Annotated in this window: 18 protein-coding genes and 1 riboswitch; of the genes, 16 read left to right on the forward strand and 2 right to left on the reverse strand. The window is 71.4% G+C overall.

All coding sequences use genetic code 11. From position 1 onward, the window contains the following. The first annotated feature begins 55 nt into the window (after positions 1–55). Positions 56–171, forward strand: a riboswitch (TPP riboswitch). From AC4BGC_RS00340 to AC4BGC_RS00365, 6 genes are all read left to right on the forward strand, one after another. Continuing rightward, the gene (locus AC4BGC_RS00340; RefSeq protein WP_490553892.1) at positions 169–1221 is read left to right on the forward strand and encodes a thiamine ABC transporter substrate-binding protein; all 1053 of its coding nucleotides are present in this window, start codon (positions 169–171) and stop codon (positions 1219–1221) included. (Overlaps the previous riboswitch by 3 nt.) An 86-nt stretch (positions 1222–1307) precedes the next feature. Next, positions 1308–2906, forward strand: coding sequence for an ABC transporter permease (locus AC4BGC_RS00345; protein ID WP_490553893.1), 1599 nt, complete (start codon positions 1308–1310; stop codon positions 2904–2906). Continuing rightward, positions 2906–3964: an ABC transporter ATP-binding protein gene (locus AC4BGC_RS00350; RefSeq protein WP_490553894.1), complete on the forward strand. Its 1059-nt coding sequence runs from the start codon at positions 2906–2908 to the stop codon at positions 3962–3964. The genes AC4BGC_RS00345 and AC4BGC_RS00350 overlap by 1 nt, the downstream gene beginning before the upstream one ends. 56 nt (positions 3965–4020) lie before the next feature. Beyond that, a complete protein-coding gene (locus AC4BGC_RS00355) occupies positions 4021–5064 on the forward strand; it encodes a phosphatase PAP2 family protein (protein WP_490546725.1) in 1044 nt (347 codons plus the stop codon). Positions 5065–5225: 161 nt separating this feature from the next. Further along, the gene (locus AC4BGC_RS00360; protein ID WP_490553895.1) at positions 5226–6587 is read left to right on the forward strand and encodes a C40 family peptidase; all 1362 of its coding nucleotides are present in this window, start codon (positions 5226–5228) and stop codon (positions 6585–6587) included. Between the two features lie 65 nt (positions 6588–6652). Beyond that, the gene (locus AC4BGC_RS00365) at positions 6653–8611 is read left to right on the forward strand and encodes an acyl-CoA dehydrogenase family protein (RefSeq protein WP_490553896.1); all 1959 of its coding nucleotides are present in this window, start codon (positions 6653–6655) and stop codon (positions 8609–8611) included. Between the two features lie 19 nt (positions 8612–8630). Here AC4BGC_RS00365 and AC4BGC_RS00370 read toward each other — a convergent pair whose 3' ends face one another. Further along, entirely contained in the window at positions 8631–9173 is a 543-nt protein-coding gene (locus AC4BGC_RS00370) for an inorganic diphosphatase (RefSeq protein ID WP_490553897.1), read from the reverse strand. A gap of 106 nt (positions 9174–9279) precedes the next feature. Between AC4BGC_RS00370 and dacB the strand changes: the two genes are divergently transcribed. The 3 genes from dacB to tilS are packed head-to-tail and all read left to right on the forward strand — an operon-like array spanning position 9280 to position 12766. Next, positions 9280–10722 (forward strand): D-alanyl-D-alanine carboxypeptidase/D-alanyl-D-alanine endopeptidase, encoded by a 1443-nt coding sequence (gene dacB / locus AC4BGC_RS00375; RefSeq protein ID WP_490553898.1) that lies wholly within the window; start codon positions 9280–9282, stop codon positions 10720–10722. Then, on the forward strand, positions 10719–11786 hold the full coding sequence (locus tag AC4BGC_RS00380) for a zinc-dependent metalloprotease (protein ID WP_490546720.1): 1068 nt from the start codon (positions 10719–10721) through the stop codon (positions 11784–11786). The genes dacB and AC4BGC_RS00380 overlap by 4 nt, the downstream gene beginning before the upstream one ends. Positions 11787–11788: 2 nt before the next feature. After that, complete coding sequence (tilS, locus tag AC4BGC_RS00385; RefSeq protein ID WP_490553899.1) at positions 11789–12766, forward strand: tRNA lysidine(34) synthetase TilS; 978 nt, start codon at positions 11789–11791, stop codon at positions 12764–12766. Between the two features lie 62 nt (positions 12767–12828). Here the strand turns inward: tilS and AC4BGC_RS00390 are convergent, their stop codons facing one another. Further along, positions 12829–13866 (reverse strand): LLM class flavin-dependent oxidoreductase, encoded by a 1038-nt coding sequence (locus AC4BGC_RS00390; protein WP_490553900.1) that lies wholly within the window; start codon positions 13864–13866, stop codon positions 12829–12831. Between the two features lie 65 nt (positions 13867–13931). Between AC4BGC_RS00390 and hpt the strand changes: the two genes are divergently transcribed. The 7 genes from hpt (at position 13932) to AC4BGC_RS00425 (ending at position 19750) form a co-directional block, all read left to right on the forward strand. Next, a complete protein-coding gene (hpt, locus tag AC4BGC_RS00395; RefSeq protein ID WP_490546717.1) occupies positions 13932–14483 on the forward strand; it encodes a hypoxanthine phosphoribosyltransferase in 552 nt (183 codons plus the stop codon). 106 nt (positions 14484–14589) lie between these two features. Next, positions 14590–16629, forward strand: coding sequence for an ATP-dependent zinc metalloprotease FtsH (ftsH, locus tag AC4BGC_RS00400; protein WP_490553901.1), 2040 nt, complete (start codon positions 14590–14592; stop codon positions 16627–16629). Beyond that, entirely contained in the window at positions 16626–17237 is a 612-nt protein-coding gene (folE, locus tag AC4BGC_RS00405; protein ID WP_490546715.1) for a GTP cyclohydrolase I FolE, read from the forward strand. The genes ftsH and folE overlap by 4 nt, the downstream gene beginning before the upstream one ends. 31 nt (positions 17238–17268) lie before the next feature. Next, positions 17269–18123: a dihydropteroate synthase gene (gene folP / locus AC4BGC_RS00410; protein WP_490553902.1), complete on the forward strand. Its 855-nt coding sequence runs from the start codon at positions 17269–17271 to the stop codon at positions 18121–18123. A 91-nt stretch (positions 18124–18214) separates the two neighbouring features. Next, positions 18215–18613, forward strand: coding sequence for a dihydroneopterin aldolase (gene folB, locus AC4BGC_RS00415; protein WP_490546713.1), 399 nt, complete (start codon positions 18215–18217; stop codon positions 18611–18613). Next, positions 18610–19179 (forward strand): 2-amino-4-hydroxy-6-hydroxymethyldihydropteridine diphosphokinase, encoded by a 570-nt coding sequence (folK, locus tag AC4BGC_RS00420; protein WP_490553903.1) that lies wholly within the window; start codon positions 18610–18612, stop codon positions 19177–19179. The genes folB and folK overlap by 4 nt, the downstream gene beginning before the upstream one ends. Positions 19180–19219: 40 nt before the next feature. After that, the gene (locus AC4BGC_RS00425) at positions 19220–19750 is read left to right on the forward strand and encodes a DUF3180 domain-containing protein (RefSeq protein WP_490553904.1); all 531 of its coding nucleotides are present in this window, start codon (positions 19220–19222) and stop codon (positions 19748–19750) included. Positions 19751–19768 lie beyond the last annotated feature (18 nt).

The following is a 19768-nucleotide window of genomic DNA, read 5'->3' on the forward strand; positions in this document are numbered from 1 at the left end:
CTTTATCCGACCGACCCCGCGAGTGATCACTTGGCCCGGCATCGGGTACGGTGCCGGTGTCCGACAGGGGAGCGCCCGGGATCACATCGGGGGCGCTGAGAGTGCGATGAGTCGCAGACCCTTGAACCTGCTCCGGTTAGTACCGGCGAAGGAAGTCGAAGGAGATCCATGCGCAAGCAATTCCTGGCCTGTGTGGCAGCACTCGTGGTGCTGACCGGCTGTGGTTCCAGCGGTACGTCGGGGGAGGGCGACTCCCAGGCCCAGAAGACGCTCGTGGTGGTCACCCACGACTCCTGGGCGATGCCGAAGGAGGTGCTGTCGGCCTTCGAGGAGAAGACCGGCATCACCGTCAAGGTGCAGCCCCAGGGCGACGCCGGCCAGCTCACCAACAAGCTGGTGCTGACCAAGGACTCCCCGCTCGCCGACGGGGTCTACGGCATCGACAACACCTTCGCCTCGCGCGCCGTCGAGGAGGACGTACTGGCGCCGTACGCCGCGAAGGACCTGCCGGATTCGGCGACGCAGTTCCGGCTGAAGGGCTCGGGCGCCGACAAGCTCACCCCGGTCGACTACAGCGACGTGTGCGTGAACGTCGACGACGCCTGGTTCGCGGAGAAGAAGCTGCCCGCGCCCACCCGCCTCGACGACCTCACCGACCCCGCCTACCGGGGACTGTTCGTCACGCCGGGCGCGACCACGTCCTCACCCGGCCTCGCCTTCCTGCTCGCCACCGTCGCCGCGAAGGGCGAGGGCTGGAAGGACTACTGGGAGAAGCTGATGGCCAACGGCGCCAAGGTGACCTCTGGCTGGTCCGACGCCTACGAGGTGGACTTCACCGCCGGCGGGGGCAAGGGGGACCGGCCGCTGGTGACGTCGTACTCCTCCTCGCCGCCGTTCACCATCCCCGAGGGCGGGACGACGCCCACCACGCACGCCCTGCTCGACACCTGCTTCCGCCAGGTGGAGTACGCCGGGGTGCTGAAGGGGGCCGAGAACCCCGAGGGGATGGAGCAGTTCATCGACTTCATGCTCGGGCAGGAGTTCCAGGCCGCGCTCCCCGACAACATGTACGTCTACCCGGTGGACACCACCGTGGAGCTGCCCGCGTCCTGGGCGAAGCACGCCCCGTCCGCGCCGCGGCCGCTGTCGGTGGACGCCGACGAGATCGCGGCGAACCGCACCGAGTGGCTGCGTGAGTGGCGAGACCTCACCAGCCGGTGACACCGGGTCTCGACTGGGCTCGACCACCGGGGAGGGCTCGGCCACCGGGGCGGGCTCGGCCGGCACGTCGGGCTCGGTGGGGGACCGTGGCGCTGGCCGCGGTCCCGCTGGGCGCGCTGGCGCTGTTCTTCCTCTACCCGGTCGGCGGGATGCTCGCGCGGGGGTTCTGGCCCGAGGGTGCCTTCGACCCCGGTGCGGTCCTCGAGGTCCTCGGTCGGCCGCGGGTGCACCGGGTGCTCTGGTTCACGCTCTGGTCGGCCGCGAGCGCCACCGCGCTGGCGCTGGTGGCGGGCGTGCCGGTCGCGTTCGCCCTGCACCGCCTCCGCTTCCCCGGCCGTGACCTGCTGCGCGCCATCGTGCTGGTGCCGTTCGTGCTGCCGACCGTGGTGGTCGGGGTCGCGTTCCGCCAGCTGATCGCGCCCACGGGCCCGCTGGGGGCACTCGGCCTGGACGGCACCGCGACCGCGATCGTGGCGGCCCTGGTGTTCTTCAACATCAGCGTCGTGGTCCGCACGGTCGGCGCGTTCTGGGAGGCGATCGACCCTCGTCGCGAGGAGGCCGCCGCGGGGCTGGGCGCGAGCCCGGCGCAGGTGTTCCGCACGGTCACGCTGCCGGCCCTGCTCCCGGGGGTGGTGTCCGCCGCGAGCGTGGTGTTCCTGTTCTGTGCCACCGCGTTCGGCGTGGTGCTGACGATGGGCGGACTGCGCTACGCCAACGTGGAGACCGAGATCTACCTGCTCACCACCCAGGAGCTCGACCTCACCGGGGCCGCGGCCCTCTCCGTGCTCCAGCTCCTGGTGATCACCTCGCTGCTCGCTGTCTCCGCCCGGGTACGCCGCTCGGCCGCTCCGGTCGACCGCACCTCGCGCCCGGTGCCGCGTCCGCGGGCACGGCACCTCCCGGTGCTCGCCTGGACCACGGTCGTGCTGGTGTTCCTCACCGCTCCGCTCGCCTCGCTGGTCACCGCCTCGCTGCGCCGGGGAGACAGCTGGGGGCTGCAGAACTACCGGGCGCTGGGGACCACCGGGGACGGCAACGCGCTGCTGGTGCCGGCGACCGACGGGCTGCTGAACTCCCTGGGCATCGCCCTGGTCGCGAGCGTGATGGCGCTGTCCCTGGGGTCGGTGGTGGCCTACCTGGTCTCCCGGCCCGCGGGCGGCCGGCTGGCCGGCCTCCTGGACGGGCTGTTCATGCTGCCGCTGGGGGTCTCGGCGGTGACCGTGGGGTTCGGGTTCCTGATCACCCTGGACCGGCCGCCGATCGACCTGCGCAGCTCCTCGTTGCTGATCCCGATCGCCCAGGCGATGGTGGCGCTGCCGCTCGTCGTGCGCACGGTGGGGCCGGTGCTGCGCTCCATCGACGACCGCCAGCGGCAGGCGGCGTCCTCACTGGGGGCCGGGCCGCTGCGCGTCGTACTCACCGTGGACCTGCCGCTCGCCTGGCGCGCGCTGCTGGCCGCCGGCGGGTTCGCGTTCGCGGTCTCGCTCGGCGAGTTCGGGGCCACCAGTTTCCTGGCGCGTGACGACCAGCCGACGCTCCCGGTGGTGATCTACCGCCTGATCGGTCACCCGGGGGCGGAGAACTTCGGGATGGCGATGGCCGCCTCGGTGGTGCTCGCCGCCACCGCTGCGGCGATCATGATGGCCGTGCAGCGGCTGCGCGTGGGATCCCTGGGGGCGTTCTGATGGTCTCGACAAGCTCGACCACCGGTGGGGGCTCGACCGGGCTGGTGGTCCGGGACCTCACGGTGCGCTTCGGGGCCACGGTCGCGGTGGAGGAGGTGGACCTCGACGTGCCCGCCGGCTCCGTGGTCGCCGTGCTCGGTCCGTCGGGGTGCGGCAAGTCCACGCTGCTGCGGACGGTGGCGGGCCTCGAGGTCCCGTCCGCGGGGACCACGGCCTACGCCGGGGTCGACCTCGCCGGGGTGCCGACCCACCGGCGCGGGTTCGCGCTGATGTTCCAGGACGGCCAGCTCTTCGAGCACCTCGACGTCGCGGGCAACATCGCCTACCCGATGCGGCTGCGCGGCTCACCGGGGCGCCGCAGCCGGTCCGAGCAGCGCACCCGGGTCGCCGAGCTGCTGGCCCTGGTCGGCCTGGAGGGGTACGCCGAGCGCTCCCCCCGCACCCTGTCCGGCGGGGAGCGCCAGCGGGTCGCGCTGGCCCGGGCCCTGGCGGTGAGCCCCCGGCTGCTCCTGCTCGACGAGCCGCTCAGCGCGCTGGACCGGGGCCTGCGGGAGCGGCTGGCCGGCGACCTGCACGACATCCTCCGTGCCGCGGGGGTCACGGCGATGCTGGTGACCCACGACCAGGAGGAGGCCTTCGCCGTCGCCGACCGGATGGCGGTGATGCGTGACGGTCGCATCGTGCAGAGCGGCACCCTGGACGAGGTGTGGAGCAGTCCCGCCGACGCCTGGACCGCGCAGTTCCTGGGCTACCCCACGGTGCTCACCGGGGAGCGGGCCCGGCGGCTGCGCGAGCTCGCCGTGCCCGGCGCCACGTGGGGCTCGGTCGCCCTGCGCCGGTCGGCGCTGCGGGTGGACCCTGCAGGCCCGCTCGCCGCGCGCGTGCAGGAGGCCCGGGTGACCCCGGACCAGATCCGGGTGCAGCTCGACGTCGAGGGAGTCGGCTCCGTGCCTGCCGTGGCCGATCCCGGGACCGACGTACGGGTCGGTGCGGAGGTGCACGTGGCGGTGGACACGTCGCGGATCGCCGCGGTGCCCTGGACGCCTCAGGGACCCTAGAATGTCGCCTTGTGAAGCGGCGAGCGTATGCACCAATGGTGGCGATTGCGGTCGTCATGGGCTCTCTGGCCCTGATCACGAGCCTGTCGCTCGACATCCCGCTGCGCGACCCGGACGGCTTCCTCGGCCCGGCGTGGACCCGGCTGCCGTTGCTGTGCCTGGGGGCCTTCGTCGTCGACATCGTGCCTCGCACGCTGTGGCGGACCCGGGGCCGGGTGCGCCAGTTCCGGGGCGAGGCGCGGGTGCTGATCCGCGAGCACTGGACACGGGAGCGGATCACCCTGGTGGTGCTCGGGGTCGTCTGCTTCTACGTGACCTACGTCAGCTACCGGAACCTGAAGAACTTCCTGCCGTTCATCCGCGGGGACCGGACCAGGCAGGGTGACTACGAGCTGCACCGGCTGGACCAGTGGCTGACGTTCGGCAGCGACCCCGCGACCCTGCTGCACAACGTGCTCGGGACCACGTTCTCGGCGCACATCCTGTCGTTCTTCTACCTGATCTTCCTGCCCCTGGTCCCGGTCATGGTGACCATCTGGGTGGTGTGGTCGCGCAACATCAGCTTCGGCTACTGGTACGTCACCTCGCAGTGCATCTGCTGGACCCTGGGCACGGCGAGCTACTACATGATCCCGACCCTGGGCCCGAACTTCGCCTTCCCCTGGCTGTACGGCGACCTCGCCACCACCGGCGTGACCGCGTTGCAGGACGCGCTCTACTACGGTCGGCAGAACGTGCGCTACGACCCGTTCACCAGCGGCGTGCAGTCGGTCGCGGGCTTCGCCTCGCTGCACGTCGCCGTCACCTTGCTGATGGCGCTCGTCGCGCAATACACCCTGCGCAACCGGATCATCAAGATCGTCCTGTGGTCCTACATGGGCATCACCGTGATCTCCACGACCTACTTCGGCTGGCACTACATCGCCGACGACATCGCCGGTGCGGTGATCGCGTTCATGTCCTTCTACCTCGGCGGAATCGCGTCGGGCCAGAAGTTCGACGAGCACGGGCGGCACTCGCATCCGACGACCACGACCAGCATGGTGCCGATCGACTACGAGGAATCCACCGGGCAGGCTGCCCCGACCACGAACACCTGAGAGGTTTCTGCCGGGTTGTGCGGGTGTGTTGTCAAGACGACACGCGTATTACATCACTGTAATTATGTGAAACGTGTTCCGCGAGGGACAGAAGCAGCCTAACGTCGGTTTTGTCTGGGCCGTGAGAAGCGGCGCGAGACCCACGACGAAGGGACTTCTCGGTGCGCCCCGCTGTTCACCCGGCTCTACGTACGGCCCTGGTGGCCGCGACGGCGGTCGCTCTCACCCTGCCGCTGACCCTGGCCACGACCGGGGTGGCGAGCGCGAAGCCGAAGCCCACCCCGCCCGGCCCGGCCACCTCGGTGCCGAGCCAGTCGCAGGTCGACCGGGCGCGTGCCGACGTGGAGCGGAAGCGACGGACCGTGGTCGAGCTCGAGGCGGCGCTCGCTGCTGCCACCGCGCGGATGGAGACCGCCTCGCTGGAGGCGTCCGTGGCCGCGGAGAACTACAACGGGGCGATGTGGCGCCTCGGTGAGGCGCGCAAGGCGAGCCAGCGTGCACGCACCGCTGCCGCGGAGGCCGCGTCGAGCGTGGAGCGGCAACGCGCCGGGATCGTCACGCTGGTCACCGACAGCTACCAGAACGGCACCGAGCTGAACACCGCCACGGCGATGATGGGCGACGACGGCCCCCGCGGGCTGATGAACCGCTACGCCGTGGTCTCCAGCGCCGGCGACTCGATGGAGGCGCGCTACGACGCCTTCAGGGTGGCCTCCGCCGAGGCGAAGAAGTACGCCGCCGACGCGGCCAAGGCGCACAAGCACCAGCAGGAGCTCGCCGCGGAGGCCAAGGGCCTCGCCGTCGCCGCCGGGCAGGCCGCCAGTGCCGCCGGTGCCGCGGCCAACCAGATCGCCGGCCAGAGGCAGCAGCTGATCGAGGCGCTGGCGAAGGCCGAGAACATCTCGATCGCGATGGCCAGGGCCCGGCACACGGCGCTGGAGCGGATCGCGCGCCAGAAGGCCGCGGCGGCCGCGATGGCCCAGGAGGCCGCCGAGCAGGCCGCCCTCCAGAAGGAGGCCAAGAAGGCCAAGAAGCTCGCGCATGCCGCTAAGCCGGGCAAGGTGCGGACGAAGGGGCGGGCCGGCTCCGGGTCGGGGCAGATCGGCGTGCCGCTGCCGTCGGCAGCACCGCCGCCGATGATCAACCCGGCCCCCAACAAGGCGATCGCGGTCAAGCGCGCCATCGCCTACGCGAAGGCCCAGATCGGCAAGCCCTACCTGTGGGCGGCCTCCGGCCCGAGCAGGTTCGACTGCTCCGGCCTCACCATGCAGGCCTGGGCCCGGGGCGGTGTCGCGCTGCCGCACTACTCGGTCGCGCAGTTCGCCCAGAGCACCCGGGTCTCGATGAGCGACGCCCGGCCGGGCGACCTCCTGTTCTGGACCAAGAACGGCAGCCCCAGCGGCATCCACCACGTGGCGATCTACCTCGGCGGCGGGCAGTTCATCGAGGCGCCGCGCACGGGCCTCAACGTCCGCTACAACTCGATCTACAACTGGTACCCGGACTTCGTGGCCCGTCCCTGACCCCTCGGCTGCCCACTTTCGGGCACCGGGTGACGGGCTCGCGCGGAATGCGGCAGAGTTCGGCCATGGCCGATCACGCGCAGCCCGAAATCGACGTACCCGCCCTCACCGCCCTGCTCGACGGCAAGTACGCCGACGTCCGGGAGATGACGCGCAGGAACCTGGCCGAGAACGCCCACGTGCTCGACGAGGCCATCGAGCTGCCGACCGCCGAGTTCCGCGAGCGCGTCCTCGAGCTGGTCCGGATGATGGCGAAGACCGGTGCGACCGGCCTCGGCTTCCCCACCGAGTACGGCGGTGGCGGCGACATCGGCGCCTCGGTCGCCGGCTTCGAGACGATGGCCTTCGGTGACCTCTCGGTCCTGGTCAAGGTCGGGGTGCAGTTCGGCCTCTTCGGCGGCGCGATCCTCCAGCTGGGCTCGAAGAACCACCACGACGCCTACATCGCCGACCTCGTCAGCGGCGACCTGCTCGGCTGCTTCGCGATGACCGAGACCGGGCACGGGTCCAACGTACAGGCGCTGGGCACCCGCGCCGTCTACGAGCCCGAGACCCGCGAGTTCGTGATCACCACGCCCGACGCCGCCTCGCGCAAGGACTACATCGGCAACGCGGCGGCCCACGCCTCGATGGCGGTGGTCTTCGCCCAGCTCGAGATCGACGGCAGCTCCGAGGGCGTGCACGCGTTCGTGGTCCCCATCCGCGACGAGCTGGGCCGCCCGGCCGAGGGCGTCCGCATCGAGGACGACGGCGAGAAGATCGGGCTCAACGGCGTCGACAACGGCCGGCTGTGGTTCGACGGCGTCCGGGTGCCCCGCACGAGCATGCTGAACAGGTACGCCGAGGTCACCGAGGACGGGCGCTACCTCTCCGAGATCGACAACGTGGACCGGCGGTTCTTCACCATGCTCGGCACCCTGATCCAGGGCCGGGTGTGTGTGGGCGGGGCCGGGATCAGCGCCAGCAAGGTGGCCCTGGCGGTGGCGGTGAAGTACGCCAACAAGCGCCGCCAGTTCGGTGCGCCCGACAGCGACGAGGAGGAGCTGCTCCTCGACTACGGCATGCACCAGCGCCGGCTGATGCCGCTCCTGGCCAAGACCTACGCCCTGCACTTCGCCCAGGAGGTGCTGGTGCACGAGCTGCACAACGTGCTCTCCACCACCGAGGCCCCCGACCGGCAGCGCCGGGCCCTGGAGTCGCGCGCGGCCGGGACCAAGGCGATCGGCACCTGGCACGCGAGCAGGACGATCCAGGAGTGCCGCGAGGCCTGCGGGGGAGCCGGCTACCTGATGGCCAACCGGCTCGGCGCCCTGCGCGCGGACACCGACGTGTTCACCACCTTCGAGGGCGACAACCACATCCTGCTCCAGCTCGTCGCCAAGGGCCTGCTCACCGACTACTCCTCGTCCTTCGGTGACCTCGACCAGCTCGGGATGGTCCGCTTCGTGGCCGGCCTCGCGGTCGAGACCGTCGTGGAGCGCACCAGCGCCCACAAGCTGCTCGAGCGGCTCAGGGACGTCCTGCCGGGCGGGAACGACGACCACTGGGACCAGGAGGCAGGGCTGCTGGACCCGGAGTACCAGCTCGCGATGTTCCGCTGGCGCGAGGAGCACATCCTCGCCGGGGCGGCCCGCCGGCTCAAGCGCGGGATGGACAACGGGATGGACACCGTCCAGGTGTTCAGCCAGGTCCAGGACCACGTGATCGCGGCGGGCAGGGCCCACGTCGAGCGGCTCGTGCTGGAGGCCTTCGTGGAGAAGACCGCGGCGCTGGGCGAGGGCGACAACAAGGTCGCCCTGAACATCCTGTGCGACCTCTACGCGTTGTCCACCATCGAGGCCGACCGGGCGTTCTGGATGGAGCACGGGAGGCTCTCCAGCGCCCGCTCCAAGGCGATCAGCCGCGAGGTCTCGTCGCTGTGCCGCCAGCTGCGGCCGCTGGCGGCCGACCTGGTGGACGCCTTCGGCATCCCGCCGGAGATGCTGCGGGCCGAGATGCTCGAGGAGCCGGGCAGCCCGGAGTAGCAGAGCTGGCCCACTCGGCTCAGTTGTCCGGCGTACGCCCGGTCTCGGGGCTGCCGTCGCTCTTGACCTCGACCTCGTCGGCGTGATCCTTCGCGCGCTGGAAGGACGCGTTCACCTCGGCCTCGGCCTCGGCGCGGCCGACCCAGTTGGCGCCCTCGACGGACTTGCCGGGCTCGAGGTCCTTGTAGACCTCGAAGAAGTGCTGGATCTCGAGGCGGTCGAACTTCGAGACATGGTTGATGTCGCGCAGGTGCTCCAGGCGCGGGTCCTGCGCGGGGACGCACAGCACCTTGTCGTCGCCGCCGGCCTCGTCGGTCATCCGGAACATGCCGATCGCGCGGCAGCGGATCAGGCAGCCGGGGAACGTGGGCTGCTGCAGGATCACCAGGGCGTCCAGCGGGTCGCCGTCCTGGCCCAGGGTCTCCTCGATGAAGCCGTAGTCGGCCGGGTAGGCCGTCGAGGTGAACAGCGTGCGGTCCAGGCGGAGGCGGCCGGACAGATGGTCCACCTCGTACTTGTTGCGTTCACCCTTGGGGATCTCCACCAGCACGTCGAACTCCACGGAACTTCCTTCCACACGGCCACCGCACGCCCGAGCATGAGCGTGCCAGGGGCTAGTCTCGCGCACATTGACCTCGAACGGCACATCAAAGGGGGCTCGGGGCACCTTGGGTGACGTACGCCACTCTCTTCGTGGATTCTCCGCCGAGATCCTGGTCCTGGTCCTGCTCGCAAGCGCGTTCGCCAGCTACCGCTTCGACCTCGGGGAGCGCTGGTTCGGCTGGGGACCGGCCGACCCGGCCACGGACCCCTCTGCCGTGCAGCCACCGGAGGGCCTGCGCCTGCCCTCCACGGGGGTGGTCCCCCCGGTCGCCGCGGCCGGCCCCTCCCGGGCGATCGACCCGGCGCGCGTGACCGCCGCCGTGCGCCCGCTGCTTCGCAAGCGCGTGCTCGGTCCCAGCTTCGGGGTGCTCGTCACCGATCTGGGCACGGGCAAGCCGGTCTTCCAGCAGGGGCCTGCGGTGCTCACGCCCGCCTCGACCACCAAGGTGGTCACCTCGGCGGCGGCGCTGGAGGCGCTCGGGCCGATGGCGCGCTTCCGTACGACGGTCCGGTGGGTGCCCGACACCCAGCAGCTGGTGCTGGTCGGCGGCGGGGACCCCTTCCTGGCCAGCTCCCGGGGCAAGGCACAGGGCAGCTACCCCGAACGGGCCGACATCGCCACGCTGGCGCAGCAGGCCGCCCAGAAGCTGCGCGCGATGAAGGTGACCCGGGTCCGGCTGGCCTTCGACGACTCCTACTTCTCCGGTCCCGCGATCAACCCGCACTGGCCGGCGAGCTACGTCCCCGAGTCGGTGGTGCCGCCGATCAGCGCGCTGTGGGTCGACCAGGGCGCATCTCCCGAGGGAGCCGGGTACCTCGACGACCCTGCCGCCGGGGCGGCCCGGGTGTTCCGGGACGCGCTGAGCCGCGCGGGGGTACAGGTCGGTCCGCGGACGGTCCGCGCCACTGCCCCCGAGGGCGCGGTCGAGGTGGCCTCGGCCTCCAGCGCGCCGCTCGGCGAGATCGTCGAGCGCACGCTCGCGGTCAGCGACAACCAGGCCGCCGAGGTCCTGGCCCGCCACGTGGGCCTGGCCGAGCGCCAGGAGGGCTCGTTCGAGGCGGGCGCCGCGGCCGTGCTGGACGTGGTGCGCCGGCTCGGCGTACCCACCGACGGGGACCGGCTCTACGACGGCAGCGGGCTCTCCCGAGAGAACCGGCTCAGCCCGCAGACCCTGGCCGGCCTCCTCCGGGTGGTCGAGGAGCCCGGCCACCCCGACCTGCGCCAGGTCTTCACCGGCCTGCCGGTGGCCGGGTTCACCGGGTCGCTGGCCTATCGCTTCGACCAGGGGCCCGACGAGGCGCGGGGCCGGGTGCGGGCCAAGACCGGGACGCTGACCGGGGTGCACGGGCTGGCAGGGGTGGCCGACGGCGCGGACGGCGGCCGGATGGCCTTCGTGGTGGTCGCTGACCGGGTCGGGCCGCTGAAGAACCTCGAGGCGCAGGTGCTGATCGACAAGATCGCGGCCGCCCTGGGGGCGTGCACCTGCGGCGTAGGGTCGTCGTCATGAGCGCAGCGAGCCAGTCGGGACGGCCGGGGATGATCGACTGGGACCTCGCCGTGAAGGTCGGGTCCCGCCTCGTGGGCGAGGGGCCGCAGGTCTCCCGCGCCGAGGCGGTCGAGGCCGTCGAGGAGCTCCGTGCGGGTGCCGCCCGCTCGACGCCGCTGGTCCGCGAGTACACCGGCCTGGTAGCCGAGGCGCGCACCGCCCCGGTGCTCGTCGTCGACCGGCCGGGCTGGGTCCAGGCCAACGCCGACAGCTTCGCCGCGATCGTGGCTCCGCTCATCGAGAAGCTCCAGGGCAAGAAGGGCCCGCCCTCGGCGCTGACCGAGGCGATCGGCTCCCGGGTCACCGGTGTCGAGCTCGGCGCGATGCTGGGCTTCCTGGGCTCGAAGGTGCTCGGCCAGTTCGACCCCTTCCACGACGTGCCCGGCGAGCAGGGCCGGATGCTGCTGGTCGCGCCGAACATCGTGCACACCGAGCGGGAGATCGCCGCCGATCCCCACGACTTCCGGTTGTGGGTGTGCCTGCACGAGGAGACCCACCGGGTGCAGTTCACCGCCGTGCCGTGGATGACCGACCACCTCCGCTCGGAGATGAGCAGCATCATCGACGCCGTACCGACCGACCCGGCCGCCCTGGTCGGTGACGCCGTACGCCGCGTCGGCGACGTGGTCAGCGGCAAGTCAGAGGGCAGCCTGCTCGACCTGTTCTCCAGCCCCGAGCAGAAGGCGGTGATCGAGCGGGTCACCGGCGTGATGAGCCTGCTCGAGGGACATGCCGACGTCGTGATGGACGGGGTCGGGCCCGAGATCATCCCGAGCGTCGCCGAGATCCGCCGCAAGTTCACCCAGCGCCGCAAGGGCGCCGGCGGCCTCGACCGGCTGCTGCGCCGGCTGCTGGGCCTGGACCAGAAGATGGCGCAGTACCGCGACGGCGCGGTCTTCGTCCGGGCCGCGGTCGACAAGGTCGGCCTGGAGGGCTTCAACGCGGTCTGGGCCGAGCCGGCCAACCTGCCCAGCAAGGCGGAGATCCTCGACCCCTCCCTGTGGGTCGCCCGCGTGCACGGCTGAGCATGGCGCTGGATCCCTCGGTGGCCGCGGTGCGGGTCGCCGTACGCCGCTGCCTCACCGCCGAGGGGAGCAACCCCGTCCTCGTCGCCTGCTCCGGTGGCGCCGACTCGCTGGCCCTGCTCGCGGCGACCGTCTTCGAGGCGCACAAGGCCGGGACCCGGGTCATCGGGGTCACGGTCGACCACGGGCTCCAGCCGGGGTCCGACGAGCACACCGCCCGGGTGGTCGCCCAGATGGCGCAGCTCGGGGTCGACGAGACCGCCTCGATCAGGGTCACGGTCGACACCGGCCCCTCGGGGCTGGAGGCCGGCGCCCGCCAGGCCCGCTACGTCGCCCTCTCGCAGCTGGCCACCCACTTCGGGGCCGGGCTGGTCCTGCTCGGCCACACCCTCGACGACCAGGCCGAGACGGTGCTGCTCGGGCTGACCCGCGGTTCCGGGGGCCGGTCGCTGCAGGGGATGCGCCGCTCCTACGTCGAGGAGGGGGTCTGCTTCGCCCGCCCGCTGCTCGACCTCACCCGCGCCCAGACCGAGGCCGCCTGCCGCGCCGAGGAGATCACCTGGTGGGAGGACCCGCACAACACCGACCCGCGGTTCACCCGCTCGCGGATCCGGCACACAGTGATGCCGGTGCTCGAGCGCGAGCTCGGCCCGGGGGTCGCCGCGGCCCTGGCCCGGACCGCCGAGCAGCTCCGCGAGGACCTGGAGTTCGTGGAGCCGTTCGAGCTCGAGGCCTACGAGCGGGCCCGGACCGACGACGGCCTCGACCTGGGTGCGATCGACGACGTCGCCGAGGCGATCCGCTCCCGCGTCGTACGCCGTGCCGCGATCGCCGCCGGCGCCATCCCCTCCGAGCTCACCCACGCCCACGTCCGCGCCGTACAGCGCCTCGCCGGCACCAGGGGCAAGCAGGTCCAGCTCCCCGGCCACGTCACGGCGTACGCCGACGGCCCCCGGCTCCGGTTCCGCCCGACGGGATAGTCCGAGACATTTCCGGTCCGATTTGCGTGTTCAGACGACGGAACTGTCTCGGACTATCCGGATCAGATCGCCTCGGCCAGCAGGCGCAGGGTGTCCTCGCGGGCGGGGGAGGTGTCGGGGGCCGTGCCGAGGAACGCGCCGCCGACGGGGTGGAGCATCACCTCGTCGACGTCGAAGGTGCTGGCGAGCTCGCGGACCTGGGCGGCCGCGGTGTCGGGGGCGCCGATCACCCAGCGGGTGCGCATGGACTCGATCAGGCCCTGGTGGGCGGCCGGGACCGGGTCCTTCTCGGCCTCCTCGACGGAGCGCTGGGCGCGCAGCTGGCCGCCGGTGCGCAGCTGGACCATCGCCTCGAGCTGCGGCAGCGCGAGCCGGTCGGCCTCCTCCTGGGTCGCGGCGACCGACGCGTTCACGGTCAGGAACGTGCGCGGCTCGGCGAGCGCCTCGGAGGGCTGGAAGGTGGAGCGGTACAGCTCCAGCGCGCGGGCGGTTCCCTCGCCGGAGAAGTGGTGCGCGAACACGTAGGGCAGCCCACGCTGGGCGGCCAGCCGCGCCGAGTAGTCCGAGGAGCCGAGCAGCCACACGGGCGGCACCGAGGTCGCCTGCGGGGTGGCGAGCAGCGGGTGCATCCGGCCCTGGACCTGGAGCCCGACTCCTTCGGGGCTCATCATCGAGACGATGTTGTCGACGTACGTCGGGAACCGCGCCACCGCGTCGTCCTCGACCCCGCCGGCGCCGTGCCGCAGCGCCCAGCTGGTCACCGGGTCCGACCCGGGGGCGCGGCCGATGCCGAGGTCGATCCGGCCGGGGTACGCGGCCTCGAGCAGGGCGAACTGCTCGGCGATCACGAGGGGCGCGTGGTTCGGCAGCATCACGCCGCCGGAGCCCACCCGGATCCGCTCGGTGGCGGCGGCCACCATCGCGATCAGCAGCGGCGGGTTCGTGGCGGCCACCGCCGGCATGTTGTGGTGCTCGGCGAGCCAGTAGCGGCGGTAGCCCGACTCCTCGGCGGCGCGGGCGAGGCGACGGGTGGCCGCGAGGGCGTCGCTGGTGGTCTGGTCGGTCCGGACGGGGACGAGATCGAGTACGGAAAGGTGCATGAACGGCACAACGCTCGGGGGACCCTGAGACTTCCCGCGACCGGTGACGTGGCAGGCTTTCGCACATGGACGCAGCAGACGTCGAAGGTGACCTCGTCAACATCATGTTCACCGAGGAGCAGATCCTGGGTCGACTCCAGGAGATGGCCCGGCAGATCGAGCGGGACTACGAGGGCGAGGACCTGCTGATCGTCGGCGTCCTGCGCGGTGCCGTGATGGTGATGGCCGACCTCGGCCGGGCGTTCAACCGCCACGTCGAGATGGACTGGATGGCGGTTTCCTCCTACGGCTCGGGCACGAAGAGCTCCGGAGTCGTACGCATCCTCAAGGACCTCGACACCGACATCAGCGGACGTCACGTGCTGATCGTCGACGAGATCATCGACACCGGCCTCACGCTGATGTGGCTGACCTCCAACCTGAACTCGCGCAACCCCGCGTCCGTGGAGATCTGCACGCTGCTGCGCAAGCCGGACGCGCAGAAGATGAACATCGACCCCAAGTACGTCGGCTGGGACATCCCCAACGAGTTCGTGGTCGGCTACGGCCTCGACTACAACGAGAAGTACCGCAACCTCAGGGACATCGGGACCCTCGCTCCGCACGTCTATTCCTAGGCGCCCGGCGCCTCAGAGACGCCCCGGAGACGCCCCAGAGCCGCCTCTGGGAAGCCGGATGGGGAGACTCGTTCCACGCTGTGGAGTGACCTGAGAGGATTACGCGGTGAAGCGAATCGTGCGTAGTCCATGGCTCTGGATCCCGGTTGCCGTGGTCGGTGTCCTGCTGGCCCTCCAGTACCTCGTGCCCAACGGTGGGTACACCGAGGTCGAGACCTCCCAGATGGTGGAGGACATCAACTCGGGCAAGGTCAAGGAGGTCACCTTCGTCGACGGCGGCGACCAGCAGATCCGGGCGACGCTGGACGACGGCAAGAAGGTGATGGCCACCTGGGTCACCGGTCAGCAGGTCAAGCTGGTCAACCAGGTCCAGGACCAGGTCGACAAGGGCACCATCAAGGACTTCAACGTCAAGAACCCCAAGCCCAGCCTGCTGGGCTCGATCCTCGCCACGCTGCTCCCGCTGGTGCTGATCGTGCTGCTGTTCCTGTTCCTGATGAACCAGGTTCAGGGCGGCGGCGGCAAGGTGATGCAGTTCGGCAAGTCCAAGGCCAAGCTGATCACCAAGGACATGCCGCAGACGACCTTCGCCGACGTGGCCGGCTGCGAGGAGGCGATCGAGGAGCTCGGTGAGATCAAGGAGTTCCTCCAGGAGCCGGCGAAGTTCCAGGCCGTGGGTGCCAAGATCCCCAAGGGCGTGCTGCTCTACGGGCAGCCCGGAACCGGCAAGACGCTGCTCGCGCGTGCGGTCGCCGGCGAGGCGGGCGTCCCGTTCTACTCCATCTCCGGCTCGGACTTCGTGGAGATGTTCGTCGGTGTCGGCGCCTCCCGCGTGCGCGACCTGTTCGAGCAGGCCAAGGAGAACGCCCCCGCGATCGTGTTCATCGACGAGATCGACGCCGTCGGCCGCCACCGCGGCGCCGGCATGGGCGGCGGTCACGACGAGCGCGAGCAGACCCTGAACCAGCTGCTGGTGGAGATGGACGGCTTCGACGTGCGCGGCGGGGTCATCCTGATCGCCGCGACGAACCGTCCCGACGTGCTCGACCCGGCGCTGCTGCGCCCGGGCCGCTTCGACCGCCAGATCAGCGTGGACGCCCCCGACCTCAACGGGCGCTTCGAGATCCTCAAGGTGCACGCGCGCGGCAAGCCGATCGCGCCCGACGTGGACCTGCTCTCCGTGGCCCGCCGTACGCCGGGCTTCACCGGTGCGGACCTGGCCAACGTGCTCAACGAGGCGGCCCTGCTGACCGCGCGCGAGAACGGGAAGCTGGTCGACAAGCACGCCCTCGACGAGGCGATCGACCGAGTCATCGCAGGTCCGCAGAAGCGCACCCGCCTGATGAGCGAGAAGGAGCGGATGATCACGGCGTACCACGAGGGCGGCCACGCCCTGGTCGCCGCGGCGCTCCCCGGCACCGACCCGGTGCACAAGGTCACGATCCTGCCGCGCGGCCGGGCGCTGGGCTACACGATGGTCCTCCCCGACGAGGACAAGTACTCCCAGACGCGCTCGGAGATGCTGGACAAGATGGCCTACATGATGGGCGGCCGGGCAGCGGAGGAGATGGTCTTCCACGACCCGACCACCGGCGCCGGCAACGACATCGAGAAGGCCACCTCGCTGGCCCGCGCGATGGTGACCCAGTACGGCATGACCGAGCGCCTCGGCGCGATCAAGCTCGGCGAGACCGAGGGCGAGCCGTTCCTGGGCCGCGACATGGGCCACACCCGCAACTACTCGGAGTCCATCGCGGCCATCGTCGACGAGGAGACCAAGAACCTTCTCGCCGCCGCGCACCAGGAGGCGTTCGACATCCTCGAGGAGAACCGGGACGTCCTCGACAGCCTGGTGCTCGCGCTGATGGAGAAGGAGACGCTGGACAAGGCCCAGATCGCCGAGATCTTCGAGCCCCTGCGCCGCCGTGCGCGTCGTCCCGCGTGGACCGGGTCGCCCGAGCGCAACCCGTCGAGCATCCCGCCCGTGGTGATCCCGGAGAAGATCCGGGTGGCGGCCGCCGAGGGCGCCACCACCGACGAGGACCAGAACGCGGCGGTGATCACGCCTCCCGGACCGGGCGGGGACGTCCACGGGGAACCGGGACTCGGTGTCAACCCGCCGGCCCCGCCGAGCCCTTCGTCATGACCGTCGACCCCATCGGCGAGGGGCAGGGGGCGGTGGCGGCATTCGACCACGACCGGGCCGCCGCCGCGGTGCGCGAGCTGCTGATCGCGATCGGTGAGGACCCGGACCGCGAGGGGCTCCAGGAGACCCCGGCCCGGGTCGCCAGGGCGTACGCCGAGCTGACCCAGGGGATCCACCAGCGGCCGGAGGACGTGCTCAGCACCACCTTCGACATCGGGCACGACGAGATGGTGCTGGTGCGCGACATCGAGCTGTGGTCGATGTGCGAGCACCACCTGGTGCCGTTCACCGGGGTGGCCCACGTGGGCTACATCCCGAACGAGAACGGGAAGATCACCGGGCTCTCCAAGCTCGCGCGGCTGGTCGACGTCTACGCCAAGCGCCCGCAGGTCCAGGAGCGCCTGACCACCCAGGTCGCCGACGCCATGGTCGACATCCTCGAGGCCCGCGGCGTGATCGTGGTGATCGAGGCCGAGCACCTGTGCATGACCATGCGCGGGGTCCGCAAGGCGGGCGCCCGCACGATCACCTCTGCCGTGCGCGGCATCATGCACCGCCCCGCCACGCGTGCCGAGGCGATGTCCCTGATCAACGCCGCACGACGATGAGCCGGCCCACCCGGAAGCCGCTGCAGCTGCGATGACCGGCCGGGAGTCGTGGGCCGAGGGCCTGCCGGTACTGACCCGTCCGCTGGTGATGGGGGTGGTCAACGTCACGCCCGACTCCTTCTCCGACGGGGGTCAGCACGCCACCACGGACGCGGCGATCGCCCACGGCCTGCACTTGCACGCCCGGGGCGCCGACCTGCTCGACATCGGCGGTGAGTCCACCCGGCCGGGGGCCACCCGGCCGCTGGCCGCCGAGGAGCTCGACCGGGTCGTCCCGGTGATCCGGGCACTGGCCGCCGACGGGGTCGCGGTCTCGGTCGACACGATGCGCCACGAGGTCGCGCACGCGGCGCTCGAGGCCGGCGCGGTGCTGGTCAACGATGTCTCCGGCGGGCTGGCGGACCCGCAGGTCCTCGACGTGGTCGCCGAGCACGGAGCGGCGTACGTCGCGATGCACTGGCGGGCCCACTCCGAGGTGATGCAGCAGCTGGCGTCCTACGACGACGTGCTGGTCGAGGTCCGCGACGAGCTCGCCCAGCGCATCGAGGCCGCGGTCGCCGCGGGGGTGGACCCCGACCGGATCGTGGTCGACCCCGGCCTGGGGTTCGCCAAGATGCCGACGCACAACTGGGAGCTGCTGCGCCGGCTGCCGGAGCTGGAGACGCTCGGGACGCCGATCCTCGTGGGCTCCAGCCGGAAGTCCTTCCTCGGCTCCCTCCTGGCCGATCCCGACGGCAACCCGAGGGCGGTTCACGACCGTGAGGACGCCAACGTGGCCCTGACCACCATCGCCGCGATCCAGGGGGTCTGGGCGGTCCGGGTGCACGAGGTCCGGGCCAGCCTGGACGCCATCCGGGTGGTCAGCCGCTGGCGCGGAGACGGCTGAGACCGACGTTCGCGCAGGTCAGGACGCCGCAGGCGAGCAGGGTGGGACGGCCGTTCCGGTCCCATGCACCCGCCGGTAGTGTCTGACCACGATGACCGACCAGCTCAGTACCGTTCCCGCACGCCAGCCGGTGGACCGCCTCGCGGTGCGGGGTCTCGCGATCCACGGGCACCACGGCGTCTTCGACTTCGAGCGTCGCGACGGCCAGGAGTTCGTGATCGACCTCGTGCTCGGCATGGACACGAGCGCGGCCGCGCGCAGCGACGATTTGCAGGACACGGTCGACTACGGAACTCTTGTCGATGAGGTCCGGTCGGCCGTCGAGAACGACCCGGTCGACCTGATCGAGACCTTGGCGCAGCGGATCGCGGACACCTGTCTGCGTCACGCCGGGGTCGAGGACGTAGAAGTGACCGTGCACAAGCCGCACGCCCCGATCCAGGCGAAGTTCGACGATGTCGCCCTGACCATCAACCGGAGCTCCACGTGACCGAGTCCCCCAATCCCAACATCGTCGACGCCGACAGCCTCACCGGTGAGATGCACCCGATCCGCCGTGCGGTGATCTCGATCGGGTCCAACCTCGGTGAGCGCCGGGCCAACCTGCAGGGCGCGGTGAACGCGCTGGCAGACACCCCCGACGTGTGGGTCACCGACGTCTCGCCCGTCTACGAGACCGACCCTGTCGACGCTACCGAGGGCTCCAAGGAGTTCCTGAACGCGATCGTGCTGCTCGACACCACGCTCTCCGCGCGCACCCTGCTCGAGCGGGCCCTCGCGACCGAGGCCGCCTACGGTCGTGAGGCGGGCGGGGAGCGCAACGCTCCGCGCACCCTCGACGTCGACCTGATCGTGCTCGGCGACCGCCGTGCCGACGAGGACGACCTCGTGCTGCCGCACCCTCGCGCCGCGGGCCGGGCGTTCGTGCTGGTGCCGTGGCTCGACCTCGAGCCCGACGCAGAGATCCCCGGCTTCGGCCCCGTCAAGGAGCTGGTCGAGAAGACCGGCCGCGACGGTGTCCGGCTGCGCGAGGACATCGAGCTCGAGCTCGGCTGAGGCCCATGGGCTCGACGAGGCGCTGCTCGAGGCCGCACCCGTGAGCGGGCCCGGCGACGAGCACCCCCGCGGACGCCGCGAGGAGTCCGGGCCGGACGACGAGTCCGAGCAGCCGGACCAGCAGGGCCGGATCCAGCCGACCGGGCCGGGTCCGCTGGTGCTGACCGGTGTCGTGGGCATGGTGGTGGGCTGGGCGGTCCGCCCGCTGTGCCTGCGGCTGGGGCTGGCCGAGCCGGACGTCTCGCTGTTCTCGGTGGCGCTGCTGTTCTTCGCCGCCGCGATCATCGGCGGCACGGCGTACCTCACCTGGCGCACGGTGCGTCGCGACCGCTTCGCCCTGGCCACGCACCAGGCCGTGAACCGGCTGGTGCTGGGCAAGGCGTGCGCCCTGGTCGGGGTGCTGCTGGCCGGTGGGTACGTCGGGTACGCCGTGAGCCAGCTCGGGGTCGGCGACCCCTCCTCGACCACCCGGCTGTGGCACTCGGGCCTCGCGGCGCTCGGCGCGGCCGCTGCGACGGGGGCAGCCCTGGCGCTGGAGCATGCGTGTCGCGTGCCCCGCCCCAGGGAGTAGCGACCTAGGCTGCGGCGC

The sequence above is a fragment of the Nocardioides sp. Z38_18 genome, from assembly GCF_058215695.1.